The sequence below is a fragment of the Kitasatospora sp. NPDC057940 genome, from assembly GCF_042887425.1.
Taxonomy (GTDB): Bacteria; Actinomycetota; Actinomycetes; order Streptomycetales; family Streptomycetaceae; genus Kitasatospora.
In genome coordinates this window covers 142,463-159,890 of sequence record NZ_JBHVPH010000003.1, presented here as the reverse complement: position 1 = coordinate 159,890, position 17,428 = coordinate 142,463, and the positions used below count along the sequence as shown (strand labels likewise).

16 protein-coding genes are annotated in these 17,428 nt (G+C 72.3%); 5 read left to right on the top strand and 11 right to left on the bottom strand.

Annotated elements, in window-relative coordinates; all coding sequences use genetic code 11:
• Window positions 1-13 precede the first annotated feature (13 nt).
• Genes ACFVTF_RS06620 through ACFVTF_RS06610 form a run of 3 tightly spaced genes read right to left on the bottom strand, consistent with a single transcriptional unit; the run spans window position 14 to window position 3,785 of the window.
• On the bottom strand, window positions 14-544 hold the full coding sequence (locus ACFVTF_RS06620) for a (2Fe-2S)-binding protein (protein WP_387809939.1): 531 nt from the start codon (window positions 542-544) through the stop codon (window positions 14-16).
• Window positions 541-1,473 (bottom strand): FAD binding domain-containing protein, encoded by a 933-nt coding sequence (locus tag ACFVTF_RS06615; protein WP_387809936.1) that lies wholly within the window; start codon window positions 1,471-1,473, stop codon window positions 541-543. Before ACFVTF_RS06615 ends, ACFVTF_RS06620 begins: the two co-directional genes overlap by 4 nt.
• Window positions 1,470-3,785, bottom strand: a complete 2,316-nt coding sequence (locus tag ACFVTF_RS06610) for a xanthine dehydrogenase family protein molybdopterin-binding subunit (RefSeq protein ID WP_387809933.1) — start codon at window positions 3,783-3,785, stop codon at window positions 1,470-1,472. Before ACFVTF_RS06610 ends, ACFVTF_RS06615 begins: the two co-directional genes overlap by 4 nt.
• 395 nt (window positions 3,786-4,180) lie before the next feature.
• Here ACFVTF_RS06610 and ACFVTF_RS06605 point away from each other — a divergent pair, with 395 nt between their 5' ends.
• Window positions 4,181-4,846 (top strand): maleylpyruvate isomerase family mycothiol-dependent enzyme, encoded by a 666-nt coding sequence (locus tag ACFVTF_RS06605; protein WP_387809930.1) that lies wholly within the window; start codon window positions 4,181-4,183, stop codon window positions 4,844-4,846.
• A gap of 226 nt (window positions 4,847-5,072) precedes the next feature.
• On the opposite strand, the gene ACFVTF_RS06600 is transcribed toward ACFVTF_RS06605, so the two are convergent.
• The 4 genes from ACFVTF_RS06600 to ACFVTF_RS06585 all read right to left on the bottom strand — a co-directional run bounded on the left by ACFVTF_RS06600 (window position 5,073) and on the right by ACFVTF_RS06585 (window position 9,664).
• Window positions 5,073-6,596, bottom strand: a complete 1,524-nt coding sequence (locus ACFVTF_RS06600) for an IPT/TIG domain-containing protein (protein WP_387809928.1) — start codon at window positions 6,594-6,596, stop codon at window positions 5,073-5,075.
• Between the two features lie 698 nt (window positions 6,597-7,294).
• Window positions 7,295-7,531, bottom strand: a complete 237-nt coding sequence (locus tag ACFVTF_RS06595; RefSeq protein ID WP_387809925.1) for a hypothetical protein — start codon at window positions 7,529-7,531, stop codon at window positions 7,295-7,297.
• Between the two features lie 49 nt (window positions 7,532-7,580).
• Window positions 7,581-8,981 (bottom strand): sensor histidine kinase, encoded by a 1,401-nt coding sequence (locus ACFVTF_RS06590; protein WP_387809922.1) that lies wholly within the window; start codon window positions 8,979-8,981, stop codon window positions 7,581-7,583.
• Window positions 8,978-9,664, bottom strand: a complete 687-nt coding sequence (locus ACFVTF_RS06585) for a response regulator transcription factor (protein WP_331743843.1) — start codon at window positions 9,662-9,664, stop codon at window positions 8,978-8,980. Before ACFVTF_RS06585 ends, ACFVTF_RS06590 begins: the two co-directional genes overlap by 4 nt.
• A gap of 119 nt (window positions 9,665-9,783) precedes the next feature.
• Here ACFVTF_RS06585 and ACFVTF_RS06580 point away from each other — a divergent pair, with 119 nt between their 5' ends.
• The 3 genes from ACFVTF_RS06580 to ACFVTF_RS06570 all read left to right on the top strand — a co-directional run bounded on the left by ACFVTF_RS06580 (window position 9,784) and on the right by ACFVTF_RS06570 (window position 13,086).
• Window positions 9,784-11,007: a glycosyltransferase gene (locus ACFVTF_RS06580; RefSeq protein WP_387809919.1), complete on the top strand. Its 1,224-nt coding sequence runs from the start codon at window positions 9,784-9,786 to the stop codon at window positions 11,005-11,007.
• Between the two features lie 53 nt (window positions 11,008-11,060).
• Window positions 11,061-12,089, top strand: a complete 1,029-nt coding sequence (locus ACFVTF_RS06575) for an SDR family NAD(P)-dependent oxidoreductase (protein WP_387809916.1) — start codon at window positions 11,061-11,063, stop codon at window positions 12,087-12,089.
• 184 nt (window positions 12,090-12,273) lie between these two features.
• A complete protein-coding gene (locus ACFVTF_RS06570) occupies window positions 12,274-13,086 on the top strand; it encodes a nucleotidyltransferase domain-containing protein (protein ID WP_387809913.1) in 813 nt (270 codons plus the stop codon).
• Between the two features lie 91 nt (window positions 13,087-13,177).
• Here the strand turns inward: ACFVTF_RS06570 and ACFVTF_RS06565 are convergent, their stop codons facing one another.
• The 3 genes from ACFVTF_RS06565 to ACFVTF_RS06555 form a co-directional block, all read right to left on the bottom strand.
• Window positions 13,178-13,723 (bottom strand): hypothetical protein, encoded by a 546-nt coding sequence (locus ACFVTF_RS06565; RefSeq protein ID WP_387809910.1) that lies wholly within the window; start codon window positions 13,721-13,723, stop codon window positions 13,178-13,180.
• 7 nt (window positions 13,724-13,730) lie between these two features.
• Complete coding sequence (locus ACFVTF_RS06560) at window positions 13,731-14,111, bottom strand: VOC family protein (RefSeq protein ID WP_063352049.1); 381 nt, start codon at window positions 14,109-14,111, stop codon at window positions 13,731-13,733.
• A 192-nt stretch (window positions 14,112-14,303) separates the two neighbouring features.
• Window positions 14,304-15,437 carry a DUF4185 domain-containing protein gene (locus ACFVTF_RS06555; protein WP_387809907.1) on the bottom strand — a complete coding sequence of 378 codons (1,134 nt, stop codon included), beginning with the start codon at window positions 15,435-15,437 and terminating at the stop codon, window positions 14,304-14,306.
• A gap of 389 nt (window positions 15,438-15,826) precedes the next feature.
• Here ACFVTF_RS06555 and ACFVTF_RS06550 point away from each other — a divergent pair, with 389 nt between their 5' ends.
• Window positions 15,827-16,459, top strand: coding sequence for a peptidase inhibitor family I36 protein (locus ACFVTF_RS06550; RefSeq protein WP_387809905.1), 633 nt, complete (start codon window positions 15,827-15,829; stop codon window positions 16,457-16,459).
• Window positions 16,460-16,513: 54 nt separating this feature from the next.
• Here ACFVTF_RS06550 and ACFVTF_RS06545 read toward each other — a convergent pair whose 3' ends face one another.
• Window positions 16,514-17,416, bottom strand: a complete 903-nt coding sequence (locus ACFVTF_RS06545) for a PIG-L deacetylase family protein (protein WP_387809902.1) — start codon at window positions 17,414-17,416, stop codon at window positions 16,514-16,516.
• Window positions 17,417-17,428 lie beyond the last annotated feature (12 nt).

Here is a 17,428-nt window from a genome sequence, read left to right as displayed (position 1 = left end):
GGGTGATCGTCTTCTACGGGCGGTCGTGAGCGGACGGTTGCTGCCGCGCATCCGGCATGTCGTCCGGGCGCGGCGCGTTCTGCTCGCGGGCGGCCCGCAGGATCGCACGGCGGATGGGTTCGTAGCCGGTGCACCGGCAGAGGTTGGAGCCGACCAGGGCGTCGACCTTCTCGGGGGAGTCCGCGAGATCGGAGTCGGCCGCCAGGGCGCCGGCGGCGACCATGAGGAACCCCGGGGTACAGAAGCCGCACTGCAGGGCGTGTTCGGCGGAGAACGCCCGCTGGAGGGGGTGGGGATCGCCGCCGGGCCCGGCGAGGCCCTCCACGGTGCCCACCGAACTCCCGTCGCACTGCACGGCGAACACGAGGCAGGAGCGGACCGCCTCGCCGTCCACCAGCACCGTGCACGCCCCGCAGACGCCGTGCTCGCACCCCAGGTGGGTGCCGGTCAGCCGGCAGTCCTCCCGCAGCACGTCGGCGAGGATGCGGCGGGGCTCCACGTCGAGGCGTTGCGTCTCGCCGTTGACGGTCAGGGTGATCCTCATACGCGGTCTCCGTCCGGCTCGGCGCGGCGGGATCGCAGGTCCCGTGCCGCCTGGTGCAGCGTCCTGGCGACCAGCACCGCGACGGCGTGACGCTTGTACTCGACGTCGGCGTACGGCTCCGGCACGGGTGCGGCGTCCTGCTGCGCCGCGATCCCGCCGGCCCGGACGAACGGGTGCCCGTCGGGCAGCCGGTGTCCGTCGGTGGGTGCCCAGGCCTCGGCGCCGGTCAGCGCCTGCTCGGCAGCGCGGGCCCGCACCGGCCGGTCGGCGCAGTTGGCCAGCCCGATCCGGGCCTCGGAGACCACCCCGTCCCGCACCGTCAGGGCGGCGGCGACCGCGACCTGGGAGAAGCAGAAGTGCGTACGGCGGTGCTCGGTGAAGCCGACCCCGGTGTCCTCGCCGAGCAGCGGGAAGGCCACCGAGGTGAGCAGTTCGTCCGGTCGGCGCGCGGTCAGGTGCGGCCCCCGGAAGTAGTCCCGGGCCGCGACCGTGCGCGTGCCCCGCGGGCCGGACAGCTCGACGTCGGCGTCCAGGGCGGCGCCCACGGCGCACCACTCGGAGGCGGGGTGCGCCCAGGCGAAGCTGCCCGCCATCGTGCCGCGCGAGCGGATGGGAGGGTGGGCGATGTGGACCGCCGCGCGGGCGAACAGCGCACCGAGCGGGCCGGGGACGGCCTGTGCCGATTCGAACGCGCGGTGCCGTACCAGGGCGCCGATCCGCAGCGTGCCGCCGTCCGGGTCGATTTGGTCGAGTCCCGGGAGCCGGTTGATGTCCACCACCAGCCCGGGGCGCACGCGGTGCAGCCGCATGTCGAGGATCAGGCTCTGCCCGCCGGCGAGCACCTGGGCCGTCCTGTCCGCGGAGCCGAGCGCCTCGACGGCCTCGGCCACCGTGCGCGGTACGGCGTAGTCGAAGGCGGCGGGCTTCACCGGGCCGCCTCCGCAAGCTTCGGGGCACGGGCCGCCCGCCAGACCGCGTCCGGGGTGAGCGGCATCTGCAACAGGTCGGGGTCGGCGATCCGCAGGGCGTCGGCCACGGCGTTGACGACCGCGGCCGGAGTACCGATGCAGCCCGACTCGCCCGCGCCCTTGGCACCCAGCGGCGTGCCCGTGCCCGGGGTGCAGGTGTCCCTGACCTCGATGGACGGCACTTCGGTGAAGGTCGGCAGCAGGTAGTCCAGCAGCCCGGTGGCCAACAGCGGTACGCCGTCGTCCCGGTAGGGGATCCCCTCGTACAGGGCCTGGCCGATGCCCTGCACCGCCGACCCGAAGGCCTGCCCGCGCACGATCACCGGATCGAGCTGCACGCCGCAGTCGTCCACGGCCACCACCCGCAGCAGCCGTACGGTGCCCAGCTCGGGATCGACCTCGGCCACCACCGCGTGGGCGCCGAAGGGGAAGGCCATGCCCGCCTCGAACCGGTCGTCCACCCGCAGCGGCCCGGTCGCCCGCACCAGCTCGGCCAGCCCGATCGCCGGTGAGCCGCCACGGGCGAGGCGCGCGGCGCCGTCGGACCAGTCCACGGCCTCGGCGGGAACGCCCCACAGCCGCGCGGCCCGCTCCCGCGCCTCGTCGAGCAGCAACTGCGCGGCGTGCCGCAGCATCGCGCCGGCGACCTGGGCGGAGCGGCTGCCGAAGGAGCCCATTCCCTCGGGCTGCTCGTCGGTGTCCCCCTCGACCAGCCGGACCCGGCCCGCGTCCACGCCCAGGGCCTCGGCCACCAGCGCGGGGAAGACCGTCTCGTGCCCCTGGCCGGCGGAGGCCGCGCCGCAGCGGGCGAGGACCGCGCCGTCCGCCGTGGCCTCGACGCCGCCGAACTCGTGGAGCCCGCCCGGCTCCCCGCCGGAGCGTTCCACGTAGCAGGACAGGCCGATGCCCAGCGGCAGGGCGTCAGGGTCCGTTCGGCGCCGGGCCTGCTCGGCCCGCCAACCGTCGTAGTCCAGGGTCTCCAGCGCCAGGTCCAGCGCGGCGGCGTAGTTCCCGCTGTCGTAGCACCGGCCGGTGGGCGTCCGGTACGGGAACCGGTGCGGCGGGATGAGGTTGCGACGCCGCAACTCGGCCGGATCCATGGCGAGTTCACGAGCCAGCAGGTCCATGGCCCGCTCCAGCGCGATCGCCGCCTCCGGCCGTCCGGCACCGCGGTACGGGTACGTCACCATCGTGTTGGTCAGCACCGAGCGGACGGTCGCGTGCACCTGCGGGGTCGCGTACGGGCCGGTGGCCATCCGGGCGGTCTGCATCGGCAGCCCGGCCCCGAGGTGGGGGTAGGCGCCCACGTCGGCGTCGACCTCCAACTCGTAGGCGAGCAGCCGTCCTTCGGCGTCGGCGGCGAGCCGCACCCGCTGGTCCTGCCCCCGGCCCCGGGGCGCGGCCGTCATCGACTCCAGCCGGTCCTCGATCCACCGCACCGGCCGGCCCAGCCGCACCGCCAGGTGGGCGACCACGACGAACTCCGGCCACGCCGCGCTCTTCGACCCGAACGCCCCGCCGGTGTCCGGGACCACCACCCGCACCCGGTCGACCGGCCACCCCAGCAGCGCCGCCAGTTCACGCCGCAGCCGGTGCGGCATCTGGTGCCCCGACCAGACCGTCAGCCGGTCCCCTTCGGGCACGGCGAGGATCGTCCGGCACTCCATCGGGGACGGCAGCAGGAGCTGCTGGCGGTAGCGGCCCTCCACCACCACCGAGGCCCGCCGCCACACCGACTCGTCGATCGGCTGACCGGCCTCCCCACGGAAGACGGTGTTGCTCAGACCGTCGAACAACCGGACCGAGTCCGCCGCCGCCGCGCCCGCAGTGACTGCTGCGGGCAGCGGGTCGACCCGGACGGACACCGCCGCCGCCCCGTCCTCGGCCCGGTAGCGATCCTCGCCCAGTACCACCGCCACCGCCTCGCCCACGTACCGCACCCGGTCCCTCGCCAGCGCCGGCCACTCCCGGCCCGCCACGGCCTCCTCCGAGGACAGCCCGGCCAACAAGGTGTACGGCACCGACGGAAGCCCCTGGAAGCCGGAGGCCGCCGTCCCGGCCGGGCCCGGCTCCGACAGATCCGCGCCGGACCAGGCCCCCACCACCCCCGGCACCTCCCGGGCGGCAGCGCAGTCCACCCCGCGCAGCACACCGTGGGCCACGCCGCTGCGCACGAACGCCGCGTCCAGGCAACCGGGCACCTCGATGTCGGCGACGAAGCGGCCCCGGCCGGTGAGCAGCCGTTCGTCCTCGCGCCTGGACCACTGCTCCACGCCTGCACCTCCGTGACTCGTACCGCTCACAGGGGAGTTGGCCACCGCGCCCCGGTGTGCGGGCGCCAACGGCCGTACCCGCTCGGGCGTACATGGGGAGCCCCACCGTACGGGCAGCCCACCCTGGTGCGCGGGCAACACGCGGACCGGTCCCTACCCGCTCCCGGTCGACGGGAACCCCACGGCCCTGCCCACGGGCGCGTTCGCTTCCGGGACCGTGTCCACGGCGGGCGACTCCGAGGGCCGGCAGGGCGAAGTCGCCACCCCCGGATCAAAGCCCCGCGCCTTGTACAGCGGTGATGGGCGGATGCGCAGTGGCTCCACGCGTGCGAGGCTTCGCTTCGCCGATGCCCGGTTCGGCGCCCGCCCGACTACCGCACAGGAGCAGTGCCCGCATGCCACCGTCGACACCGAACGACAGTCCTCGACCCGCGACGGGCACCTGGGCGCAGGTCCACGCCGAACGGGCGGCCCTGGCCGCCGACCTGGCGGGACTGGACGAGGGGCAGTGGGCCACCCGCTCCCTCTGCGACCGGTTCACCGTCCGCGAGGTGCTCGCGCACATGACCGCCGGGGCGAGCCTCGGCCCGGTGCGGTGGATGGCGGGTGTGATCCGCTGCCGCTTCGACTTCGACCGGCAGGTCGCCCTGCGGCTGGCCGAGCACATGGGCGCCGCTCCGACCGAGACGCTCGCGCGGTTCCGCCAGGTGATCACCAGTACGACCAAGCCGCCCCTGCCGAAAGTGGCGATGCTCGGGGAGACCGTCGTGCACGCGGAGGACATCCGCCGACCGCTCGGCATCGAGCGGGACTACCCGGTGGACGTCCTGACCGCCCTGGCCGCCTACTACCAGGGCTCCGACCTGCCCGTCCTCTCCAAGAAGCGTGCCGCCGGCCTGCGGCTGGCGGCCACCGACGGCCCCTTCGTCGCCGGTGACGGCCCACGGGTGTCCGGCACCACCCTGGCCCTGGTCATGGCGATGGCCGGCCGCGCGCCCTACTGCGACCAGCTCGACGGCGAAGGGGTCGTCGTCCTGCGCGAGCGCCAGGCGATGGCCTGAGGCCGCACCTTCTGCCGTCACGGCGTGTTCCGTGATCAATCAGTGTTCGGACGTCCAGCGTTTCACCCGCTGGACAGTGCCGACGTAGTGCCGGGTGGGAAGGCGTTCTGGCTCCGAGTCGGTAGCCCGGGACGGAGAGACGGTTCCGTCGGAGGTGGTCACGTCCCGGCCGCGGTCAGGGACCGGGCCGGGCGATCTCCGTCTTCGTCTTCTGCCTCCTCGCCGGCTACGGGATGATGACGCCTGCGTTGGCGGTGGAGGGCAGCAGGCCGGCGGTGCCGGCGAAGGCGGCGGTGTAGCCGTCGTTGGCGAGGATCAGCGGGAAGGTGATCGCCTCGGAAAGCTGGGCGGTGCCTTCGGCGTTGGTGATGGCGGTGCCCAGGGCCCGGTTGCCGGTGCTGAAGGTGATGGTCTGGCCGGGCACCGGCAGTCCGGTGACGAGGTCGACCAGGGTGGCGTTGAGGAACGGGTAGAACACGTGCGGCGGGAACAGCTTGGCCAGCGCTGGGGTCGCGGTCAGCGAGGTGGCGTCGGCCACGTAGGTGAAGCCGTTGACCAGACTGGCGGTGCCACTGGGGGTGGCGACGGTGACGGTGGCCGGTCCGGCCGCCCCGGGCGGGGTGGTGGCGGTGATCTGCGTGCCCGCGGCATTGACGATGACGTTGGTGGCGGGGTTGCCGCCGATGGTGACGCTGGCGCCGGTCAGGTTGGTGCCGGTGATGGTCACCACGGTGCCGCCGGCGGTGGATCCGTGGTTGGGACTGATGCCGCTCAGCGTGGGCGCGCCCTGAAAGACGCTGACGCTGTTCGACCCGAAGTTGGCGACATAGACCTTGCCGTTGGGGGCGACCGCCACGTCGATCGGCTCGGTGCCGACGGGGATGGCGGCGCCCACCACGGTGTTGGTGCTGGTGTCGATCACCGTCACGTTGTTGGCCCCGAGGTTGGCCGTGTAGACGATGCCGTTGGGGGCGGCCGCGATTCCCCAAGGGCTGGAGCCGACGGGGATGCTGGGGACCAGGACGGTGTTGGTGGTGGTGTCGATGACCGTCACGTTGCTGGATGCGATGTTGGCGACGTAGGCGTTGCCGTTGGGGGCGATCGCGATGAAGTTCGGCTGGGTGCCGACGGGGATGGCGGCGCCCACCACGGTGTTGGTGGCGGTGTCGATCACCGTGACGTTGTTCGACCCTCGGTTGGCGACGTAGGCGTTGCCGTTGGGTGCGACGGCCATTCCGACCGGGTTGGAGCCGACGGCGATGGGCCCGCCCGTAACGGTGTTGGTGGTGGTGTTGATCAGGGACACGCTGTTCGCGAAGAACTGGCTGACATAGACGTTGCCGCTGGGAACGACCACCGCCGCGGCCGGACCGCCGGACAGCGGGATCGGGGCGCCCACGAGGGTGTTGGTGGCGGTGTTCAGCACCGACACGTTGGCCGAGCCGTTGTTGGGGATGTAGGCGTTGCCGTTGGGGGCGGCGGTCAGCCAGCTCGGGGTGGTGCCGCCTTCGGGGATGCTCGCGATGGTGACGGTGTCGGTGCTGGTGTCGATCAGCGTCACACTGTTCGAGCCGCTGTTGGTGACGTAGAGGTCACCGCCGGGGGTGAACGCCAGCCCGACAGGACTGGTGCCGACAGCGATCGTAGGGTCTTCGGGGCCTGCCGCCGCCACCTGGCCGGTGGCGGCGTGGCCGACAGGGCTGGGGATCGGCAGCAGTTCCTGCGCTGCTATCTGAACGTCCGTACTCATGCGGACCCCTTCGGTGGGGGCTGCCCTCGTCCCGTCGAGCCGTCGGGTGGAAATCGCCCAGGACCGCAGATCCCGCCCTGGGGCACATCGACGACTGACCGCACACTGGGCATAGCCACGGGCCGCTCACCCTGAGGAGGGATAGGCAGCCCGGCGGTTGAATTGACCCTTTCATCCCCGCAACGCCGTTGGGTGAAACGCCACTTCGTACCGAAAGCGCGGCATTCTCACAGAAACCATCGGCCTGATCCTCGCTTTGACCGTCACCGCTGCGAGCCAGCCCGAGAACGTCCGTTTGAGTTCATTTGTGACCGAACTTCACCGGGCGCTGGAGGTGGCCTCTGGCGAACTTCTCGCCCAGCGAGGGCGTTCTGCGAACCTTTGTCGGATTTCAGCTTGAGTTGGGGGGCGGGTAGCGCCACTGGCAGCCGGTACGGGCCTGGCAAAGGATCGCCCGGGTAGGCCCTGCCCTCGCCCGTGCCCACAGCGGGCCGCATCCCCGATGGACGTCAACCCTCGTAAGCATAAGGTGAGTTCGAAACAACAGATGAAACAATCAGACTTTCACAGGAATCCCTCTCGGTGGCAACCACTGAACTCCGGCGCGGTCATGAGCCAGGACACAGGATTTGGAACCAGTAGGACCAGGCGAGCTGGCGTCTTCTGATCAGCGGTGCGTGATTGTTGGCACCGGGTGGTCACGCTTCTTGCGACCAGTCGTGAGATGTGTCCGCTCCGCCGGCCGCGCGTTGCCGTACCCGGTGACGCTGGAGGTCGACCTCGGCTACCTTCACCGTGATCAGCTCGCCTTCATCGACAAGCAGATCCGGAGTCTCGGCCGGTTCGCCGGTCAGCTCGGAGAGGTGAGGGAATCCCGCAACGTCGATCTCCTGGCCGACCTCGAACAGCTCGGATGGATGCTCCATCCGACGCATCGACGCCTCCTGTCGAGGAATCCGACCGACCTCGGCCGGGCCGTCCCGTTCAGCCCGGCAGCCGCAGGCGGAACAGCGCCCCGCCGCCGGGGGCGGCCTCGGCGGTCAGGGTGGCGCCGTGCGCGTGGGCGATCTGCCGCGCCATGGCGAGCCCGAGTCCGGAGCCGGGCAGGGCGCGGGCGGCGGAGGCCCGGTAGAAGCGGTCGAAGACGTACGGCAGGTCCTCGGGTGAGATGCCGGGGCCGTGGTCGCGGACGGTCAGTTCCAGCCCGGCGGTGAGCCGGACCTCGACCGTGGCGCCCGGCGGGCTGAACTTGGCCGCGTTGTCGAGGAGGTTGGAGACCAGCCGGGCCAGCCGGGCCGGCACGCCGGGGACGGTGCGCTCGGCGGAGCCATGGCCCGCGGCGCCGTCCGCGTCGTTGTCCAGGGCGAAGGCGATCGCCGGCCAGTGGCCGCGCGCGGTGTCGACGCAGTGCTCGACGAGCCGGCCGACCGCGACCTGTTCCAGCAGCGGCTGCGGCTCCTCGTCGCGGGCCAGCTCGATGAGGTCGTTCACCATCCCGGTCACCTCGCGCAGCTGGCGGTGCAGCGCGGCCGCCGCCCGCTCCCGCTGGCCCTCGGTCAACCGGTCGGCGCGGGCGAGCAGTTCGGCGTTGGTGCGCAGCGCCGTCAGCGGGGTGCGCAGCTCGTGCGAGGCGTCGGCGACGAGCCGGCGCTGGGCGGCCACGGACTGCTCCAGTTCGCCCAGCATGGTGTTGAAACTGCCCGCCAGCCTGGTCAGTTCGTCCTCCCGGCGCCCGGGCGGCAGCTCGATCCGCAGCCCCGCGTCCCGGGTGTCGGCGATCCGCTCGGCGGTGCGGGTCAGCCGGGCGACCGGGGCGAGGGCGGTGCGGGCCACGGCGCGCCCGAGTACGGCGGCCAGCAGCAGGCCCGCCGCCGCGACGGCCGCCATCAGCGCGCCGGCCTGCCGCACCCCCTCCTGGACGCTGTCGGCGCGCAGCGCGACCTGGACGGCCTGCCGGGTGCCCGGCGGCGCCGCGATCATCGGGGTGGTGAGCATCCGGGCCGGGTGGCCGCCGATGGTGAGGTCGGTGAAGTAGCCGGCCCGCTGCCGGTTCGCGACCTGGCGGGTGTCCGGTGTGACGGGCAGCAGGTACTGCTCGGTCGGCGCCTTGCCGGGGTCGGCGGAGACGATCTGCGCGCACGCCGGGGCGGCCAGGAAGTTGCACTCGCCGTAGACGACCTGCGGCCCCTGGTCGCGGTGCTGCTGCTGCACCAGGGTCGCCTGCTGGGTGAGGTGCTGGTCGAGCTGGTGGTTGAGCTCGTAGCGGACGATGCTGAACGCGGCCGCGCTGATCCCGAGCGCCACCACGGCGACCGCGGCCGTGCAGGCGAGGGCCAGTCGGGTGCGCAACGGGCGCCGGCGCCGCCAGCGCGCGTGCGCCCTCAAGCCCGGTCCAGCCGGTAGCCGACCCCGTGCACCGTGTGCACCAGCCGGGGTTCGCCGCCGGCCTCCAGCTTGCGGCGCAGGTAACCGACGTAGACGGCGAGGGAGTTGGAGTCGGGGCCGAAGTCGGCGCCCCACACCCGCTCCATGATCACCTCGCGCGGGAGCACCTGGCCGGGGTGGCGCAGCAGCACCTCCAGCAGCGCGAACTCGGTGCGCGAGAACTCCACCGGCCGCCCGGCCCTGCTCCCGGTCCGGGTGGCCGGGTCGACCTCCAGGTCGGCGAAGCGGTAGCCGGGCTCCTCGGCGGCCGGGGCGCTGCGCCGCAGCAGGGCGCGCAGCCGGGCGGTCAGCTCGTCCAGGGCGAACGGCTTGATCAGGTAGTCGTCGGCCCCCGCGTCGAGGCCGTCGACGCGGTCGCTCACCGAGTCGCGCGCGGTCAGCACCAGGATCGGGAGCCGGTCGCCCAGGGCCCGCAGCCGGCGGCAGACGGCCAGCCCGTCGAGGACGGGCATCATCAGGTCGAGGACCATCGCGTCGGGCTGCCAGCCGGCCACCTCGCTCAGCGCCGCCAGCCCGTCGGCGGCGCCGCGCACCTGATAGCCCTCGACGGCCAGCCCGTCCTCGACGGCGGCCCGCACCTCCGGATCGTCGTCGACGACCAGCACTCTCTGCCCGTTGCTCATGCGGACAACCCTCTCAGAACGAATCTGAGAAGCCTCTTAGCTCGTCCGTCGCCCATGCCGACGACCCCCGCCAAGCGGCTCTGAGAAGTCTCTTAGGCCGCCTCAGCAAGCTCGACGGCATGCGGACAGAACACGGCAACCACGGCACCCACGCCAACCACGATCCGGCCCGCCCCCTGTCGGTGGTGATCGGCGCCGGCGGCACCGGCGGACACATCTACCCGGGCCTCGCACTGGCCGAGGCGCTGCGCAGAGCCGACCCGCGGGCCGTGATCTCCTTCGTCGGCACCGAACGCGGGCTGGAGACCACCCTCATCCCGCAGGCCGGCTACCGGCTGCACACCGTCGACATGATCCCCTTCGACGCCTCCCTCGGCGCGCGCCGCTACCTGCTGCCTGCGGCGCTGCTGCGCTCCGGCCGGGACTGCCGGGAGATCCTGTGGGCCCAGGGCGCGCAGGTCGCGGTCGGCATGGGCGGCTACCCGAGCGCGCCGGTGATCGTCGGCGCCAGGATGGCCGGTCTGCCGAGCGTGGTGCACGAGTCGAACGCGGTGCCCGGGCGGGCCAACCGCTTCGCCGCCCGGCTCACCCCGCACATCGCGCTCGCCTTCGACCGCACCCGCGAGCACCTGCCCGCCGGCCGCTCCGCGCAGACCGTCGGGATGCCGCTGGTCGGCGCCGTCGCCCAGCTCGACCGGGCGGCGCTGCGCGCCGAGGCCCGTCGGCACTTCGCCGTCCCGGACGGCGTCCGGCTGCTGGTCTTCAACGGCGGCAGCCTCGGCGCCGCCCGGCTCACCGAGGCCGCCGTCGAACTGGCCGGACGCTGGCGCCACCGCACCGACCGGCGGCTGCTGATCAAGACCGGCCCGGCCGCGCTGGCACAGGTCCGGGCGGCGCTGGACGGCAACCCGGTGGCGCACGCCGTCGCCTACCTGGACCGGATGGACTTCGCCTACGCGGCCGCCGACCTCATGGTGTGCCGGGCCGGCGCGGCCACCGTCGCCGAACTCTCCAGCCTCCGGATGCCCGCCGTGCTGGTGCCCTACCCGCACGCGCCGCACGACCACCAGACCCACAACGCACGCGTCCTCTCCGACGCGGGCGCCGGCCTGCTGCTGCCGGACGGCGAGTGCACCGGCGAACGGCTGGCCGCCCTCGTGGAACCCCTGCTCGCCGACCCGGCCCGGCTCGCCGCGATGGCACAGGCCGCCGACCCGGGCGACCACGCGCGCGCCGCCGACCTGCTGGCCGCCAAGGTGCTGCGCGTCATCGGCCGGACCCCGGCGCCCGCGCCGCCCGTCGTCCCGGCCCCCGTCCCCGGCCCCGCCCCGTACGACCGCTGACCGCTCGACCGCTTGACCGCCGACCACCCGCCCCGAACCATCGGAGGACCACCATGAACCACCGCACCGCCCCGACCACCCCCGCCGCCCACCAGGACTGGACCGGCCGGACCGTCCTGGTCACCGGCGCCGAAGGCTTCATCGGCAGCACCCTCGTCGACCTGCTGGTCGCCCGCGGCGCCCGCGTCCGGGCCCTGGTCCACTACAAGCCGTACGCCGAGCGCGGATACCTCGCCCACTACCTGGCCGACCCCGACAGCCCCGTCGAGATGCTCGCCGGCGACGTCCGCGACGCCGGCCGGGTCCTGGACGCCGTCGCCGGCTGCGACACCGTCTTCCACCTCGCCGCGCTCATCGGCATCCCCTACAGCTACCAGGCCCCCGAGGCCTACGTGCAGACCAACGTCGTCGGCACCCAGAACGTCGCCGCCGCCTGCCTGCGGCACGGCGCCCGCCTGGTGCACACCTCCACCAGCGAGGTGTACGGGACCGCGATCACCGCACCCATCGACGAGCGCCACCCGCTCCAGCCGCAGTCGCCCTACTCCGCCTCGAAGATCGGCGCGGACATGATGGCACTCTCCTACTGGCACGCCTTCGAACTGCCGGTCGCCGTCGTCCGCCCGTTCAACACCTACGGCCCGCGCCAGTCCGCCCGCGCCGTCATCCCCACCATCCTGGCCCAACTCCACTCCGGCGCACGGGAGATCAGGCTCGGCTCGACCACCCCCACCCGGGACTTCACCTACGCCACCGACACCGCGGAGGGCTTCCTGGCCATCGCCCGCGCCGACCGCACGCTCGGCGAGACCGTCAACCTCGGCACCGGCAGCGAGGTGTCCATCGGCGACCTGGCCAAGGCCCTGATCGTCGCCTCCGGCCGGGACGCCGACATCGTCGTCGACCCGACCCGGCTGCGCCCCGGCGGCAGCGAGGTCGAACGGCTGCTCTCCGACAACCGCAAGGCGCGCGACCTGGCCGGCTGGCAGCCCCAGGTCGGCCTGGACGAGGGCTTGCGCCACACCTCCGACTGGGTCGCCGAACACCTGCACCTCCTCGCCCCGGACCGCTACCAGGTCTGACGCCGCCCCCTCGCGGCCAACCGCCCCATCAGGAAGAGGTCCTGGCGCCGGAGCCCACCCGTCGGCTCCGGCGCCAGGACCCCGATCCGGTCCGACGGGCGCACCCGCCCCCGAAGCCCCCGCATCCGGTGAGCACCGGCGGAAACGGCTGGCCCGACACGTCGGTGACTGCCAGACTCGTCCCGTGCGAGCGATCATCGAGGAGATGGCCAACCGCCTGGCCGAGGTGCCGGGCGTCGTCGGAGTCATGCTCGGCGGCAGCCGGGCCCGCGGAGAGCACCGGCCGGATTCGGACTGGGACCTCGGCGTCTACTACCGTGGCGGGCTCGATCTCGCCGCGTTGCGCGCGCTGGCCGGCCCTGGGGTGGAGGTGGCCGGCCCGGGCGGCTGGGGGCCGTGGGTGAACGGCGGCGCGTGGCTGCACGTCGACGGCGTGGCGGTGGACTGGATCCTGCGGGAGGTGGACCGGGTCGAGCAGGTGTGGGCGGACTGCCGCGAGGGCCGGTACGAAGTCGGCGTGCAGGCGGGACATCCCCTCGGCTTCTGGTCGCCCTGCTACGCGGGCGAGGTGGCGCTCGGCCAGGTCCTTGCCGACCCCGCCCGCGAGCTGACGAACCTCCAGCAGGAGGCCGCGACCTACCCCGAGCCGTTGCGAGAGGCCCTGACGGCGGGAGCCTGGGAAGCGGAATTCCTGGTCGGCGCCGCAGCGAAGGGCGTGGCACGGGCGGACACGCTGTACGTCGCGCTCTGCCTCTCCCGGGCCGTCGGCGTACTCGTGCAAGCGATGTTCGCCGACGACCGGCGCTGGTGCCTCAACGAGAAGGGCGCACTGGCCGTCGCCGAGAAACTTCCGGCCGCGCCAGCCGGCTTCGGCCCGCGAGTCCGCCACCTCTTGGGGGCGCCCGGAGAGAGCGCCGAAGTGCTGACGGCCACCGTGGCCGAGGCACGGCTGCTGGTCGAGGAGACCCTCGCCGCGCTCCGGAGCCACACGGAGTAGCAGCACACACCTTGATCTGGGCGTCTTACTGCTGGCGGCCCGTCAGCGGCCCCGCGCCATCCTGCGAGCAGCGAACCACCGAGCGGTGGAATCAGCCGGTTCGTTCCTTCGGGTTCACCGTGCAGAAGTACACGCGGTTGGCCTGCCTGTCGAAGTAGAAGCTCCCCGTGTACTCGGTCCGCGTGACTGACGTGTCGAAGGCCTCACTGTGGAGCCACGCCGTCGTGTCCCCGACCTCGGCGGCGATCTCCTGCGGGACACCGCACCCGATGCCACCCTCCCGCCACGTCCCGCTGCCCGTGATCGCCGCCAGCGTCGCCGGATCGAGCTGCGCCACCCCGTCCAGGCTCACGTCGGTCGGACCGGGGACCTCCGGCACCGAGTTCTTCGTCAGCACCCGGCCGACCCACTTCGTCGCGGACAGCTCGCCCAGCTGCGGGAAGCGGCGCTTCAACGGGTCGACGTCCGTCCGCACCAGCGCCGGGGTCGTCGCGGTGGCGGTCGGGCGGCGGTCCTCACCCTGCCCGGCCGCACCGCTCTCCGGTGCCGACGCGCAGCAAGAAGCGAGCAGCGCCGCGGCAGGGATCACCAGCAGAATCCGGGCGCCGCCCGCTCGCTGCTCCGCCTTCACCCTCACCGGCACATCAGAGCGGGTCGATGCGGGCCTTGAGCAGACAGAACTCATTGCCCTCGGGGTCGGTCAGGACGTGCCACTGCTCCTGCCCGGTCTGGCCGATGTCGGCCGGGCGCGCGCCGAGCGCCAGAAGGCGTTCGAGCTCGGCGTCCTGATCGCGGTCGGTGGCGTTCACGTCGATGTGCAGCCGGGACTTGCCCGCCTCCGGCTCGTCCCGGCGGCTGAGGAAGATCGTCGGCTGCGCACCGCCGAACCCTTCGCGCGGCCCGATCTCCATCGAGCCGTCGTCCTCGCGACCGAGCACGACGAAGTCCAGGACCTCGCACCAGAACCGCGCCAGCACCTCGGGGTCGCGGCAACCGAGCACGAGCTCACCGATACGACACGCCATGACGAATACCTGCTCTCAGCCGGGGAACCGCCGGGGAGACCACACGCGAACCGCACGGGCTCCCGGTAGCGAAAACAACCCCGCGACCGTACCGGAGGAGACGAGCGCGGTCGACATGATTTCCGGGCCGTGCGCCGGGCTGTGCGCCGAGCCGACGCGAGGCGCCGGCATCGGCCCGAAGCCGGTACGCGCTCAGGACAGCATGTTGATCCGGTACTGCATGATCCGGTAGTTCGTCGGGTCGTACCACTGGCTGACGACGATGTGGAAGTTGCCGAACGTCGAGCCGGGGATGACGAAACCGCCGTACGGGCTGGCGACCAGGTTGGCGATCTCCTGGCCCGGTGCGCAGGGGAGGATCATGGCCTGCTCCAGCGTCGTGGTCAGGTCCGAGGTCGGAAGGGCGAAGACCATCGCCCTGATCGACAGTGCGTCCATGTTCAGCCACGTGAGGACGTACTTGCCGTCCATGGCGCGGAAGCACATCTCGCCCCACTTGCGGGTGCCGAAGACGGTCGTCGGGGCGGGCGCGTCCCACCGCCAGCCGCCGTCCGCGTAGCCCCACGGCTCGTAGGCGTCCGGATTGCCGAGGCTCTCCTTTCGTACCCGGTGCAGCAGCATTCCCGATTCCACGTCGCGGTTGAAGACCGTGGACAGGACGTAGCAGTAGCCGTCGTCGGCCACGGCGTACGTCTTCTGCTGGAACTGGCCGCCGTACAGGTCGCCCGGCCACTGGCACAGGTACTGCCAGGTCTCACCGTTGTCGGTGGAGCGCCAGAAGTCGGTGTGGTGGGTGTCGTAGATGACACCGCGCATGAGGTGCATGTACATCACGCCGTCGACGACGAACACGTCGGACGGGATCGCGGTCGTGGCCTTGTCGCCGACCGGGTTGTGCGGTTCGTCGACCAGGCTGTTGGCGTGGTTGCCGCCGACGCTGCCGTCGATGCGCAGGTTGTTCAGGTCGGCGCTGCTGGAACGCAGACCGACCGGGGCGCGCCAGTCGGCGGCGCCCACCTGGGCGCCGTCGAAGGTGTCGCCGCAGACGAAGAGCATCGTGCCGTCCGGACACAGCACCGGGATGCCGAGGTCGGTCCACGGCGAGGCGAACGGCCCGGTCTCGACCGGTCCGCTGAGGTTCTTCACCTTGGTCGCGACCGTCGGGCTCGGAGGGTCGTTCGGACCGCCGGCGACCGCCGCGGGGGCGCCCGAGCCGATGGCCCCCGCCCCCACGGCGACGCCGATGCCGATCTTGAGGAGCTTCCGGCGGGAGGGCCCGCCGGCCGTCGCGTCGTTCCCGCCCGATGAGCCCGATGAGAGTGTCATTTCTGTCGATGGCCTTTCCGAGTCGACGAATTCCCGTGGCCCCGAACGGATCGCGCACCTCGGCGGCGACGGGTCGCCACCGAGGCTACGGCGCCCCGTCCCCCCGCCGTCGATCGGTGGGCGCACCTTCACCCAAATTGGCTATGTCACACGGAAGTTCCGCATCCGGACGTGACCAGTCGAGGCGAGGTGAGGTCGAACGTTCGCAGTTGGCCGGCCCACCGGCCACCAGCCACCGGCTGCCCGTGACCCGAACCCGGACGGGCGCGGCGAGCAACAGGTGCACTCCCAGGCGCAGGTTTCGAGCGATCAGCGCGTGCGTGCCGTTTCACGCCCCCTGATTGAGGCGCGAGCATCACATATCGTATGCGTATCGCTACCGTTGGAATATGACGCACTCTCGAGTCCGCAGTCTCCTCGTTCGTGGGGTCGTGGCCTTCGTGCTCCTGGCTGCGCCCCTCGGGGCGCGGGCCGCCGCCGCGCCCAGTACGGGCGAGGACGCGCGGCCCGCCATCAGAAACCTGGCCCGCGGTGACCGCGACCTGCTGCAGCAGGCAGTGGACGCCCAACTCGCCGCGAGCAAGGACGGTAAGCAGACCGCCGCCAACGAGATCACCTACCCGGACGGGGCGGTGGTGGTCCTGCCGCTGCCCGGGGAGTCACAAGCTCCGCCGTGGAGCGGGGACCACCACCGCCGGTCCGCCAGGGGCGCGGACTGGAAGAAGTGCCCGGCCCCGACCAGCGAACCCTCCTACTACTGCTTCTACGCCGACAAGAACTGGGGCGGTAGGAGGCTGCAGTTCAACCTCTTCCACGAGGACAAGCCGGTGTACTTCGCCGACTACGGGTTCCGCGACCAGACCAGCAGCTGGGTCAACACCGCCCGCGGGCTGGAGGTGATCGTGGACAACGACCCGGGCGACGGCCAGTGGCAGATGCTCTGGAAGGAGCCGCCGGAGTCCCTGTCCTCGTCGGTCGGCTACGACGACATGGCCGACCGTTTCTGGGCCGTCCGTCAGTAGCCCCACCGCGCGCCGGTCGAGCTCGTGGCCCCGACCGGCTGCCCGGCTACCCGGCTATTTCACCGGCCCCGGCTTGTAGTTCGAGGGGAGCGTGTAGACGAACTCCCGCGGGTCGGCAAGCGACTGTTCCAGCCAGACGGGCACGCTGTGGTAGCCGAGGCTGTAGAGGTTCCGCGCGGGGTCCCAGGTGTTGTAGGCGTGGATCGAGGCACGCTTCTTCTTCATGTGGTCGTCCGGGATGTTGAGGACGTAGGAGGCGCCCCGGTTGCGGTCGGCGGGGTTGGGATACTGCTGGTAGGTGTAGATGTGGTTGAACCGGACGTCGGTGAGCTCGCCGTTCTTCATCAACCAGTAGGCGGCGTCGCTGCACGCCTTGTGCGTGGGGTTCCCGTCGAGCCAGCCCGCGGCGAACTTGTGCGAGGCGCCCGGGTACTGCTTGGCGAGCGAGCGGACCTTGGCGATGACCTTCGGCACGAAGCCGTCGAAGTCGCCGTCCGCCTCGTCGGAGAGGTCGAAGTTGATGACCTTGTCGACGCCCAGGGCCTTGGCGGAGAGCTTGAACTCGGCCGTACGGCCGGCGACGACCTCGGGGGTCGGCCAGGTCTCGTCCCAGCCGAGGGAGTGGTAGTGCCCGGGGGCGGAGCAGTTGTTGCCCAGGCTCTTGCATGCGCCCTGATTCATGTACTCGGCGAGCCCGCCGTTCTCGCCCCGGGTCACCAGCACGAGATAGACCGGTCGCCCGGCGGCCTTGTGCTCCAGGATCGAACCGGCGAGCCCGATCGCCTCGTCGTCCTGGTGCGGCGAGTAGAAGATCGCGGGAGCCGTTGCCGCGTGGGCGCCGGGCGCGGCCAGTGCGCTGTCGAGCACCAGTCCGGTGGCCGCGAGTCCGGCGGCGGTCAGGACCGACCTCCGGGAAATCCCCGACGATCCGGTGCCGTGGAGGGGGTGAGCAGACATTGAAATGACTCC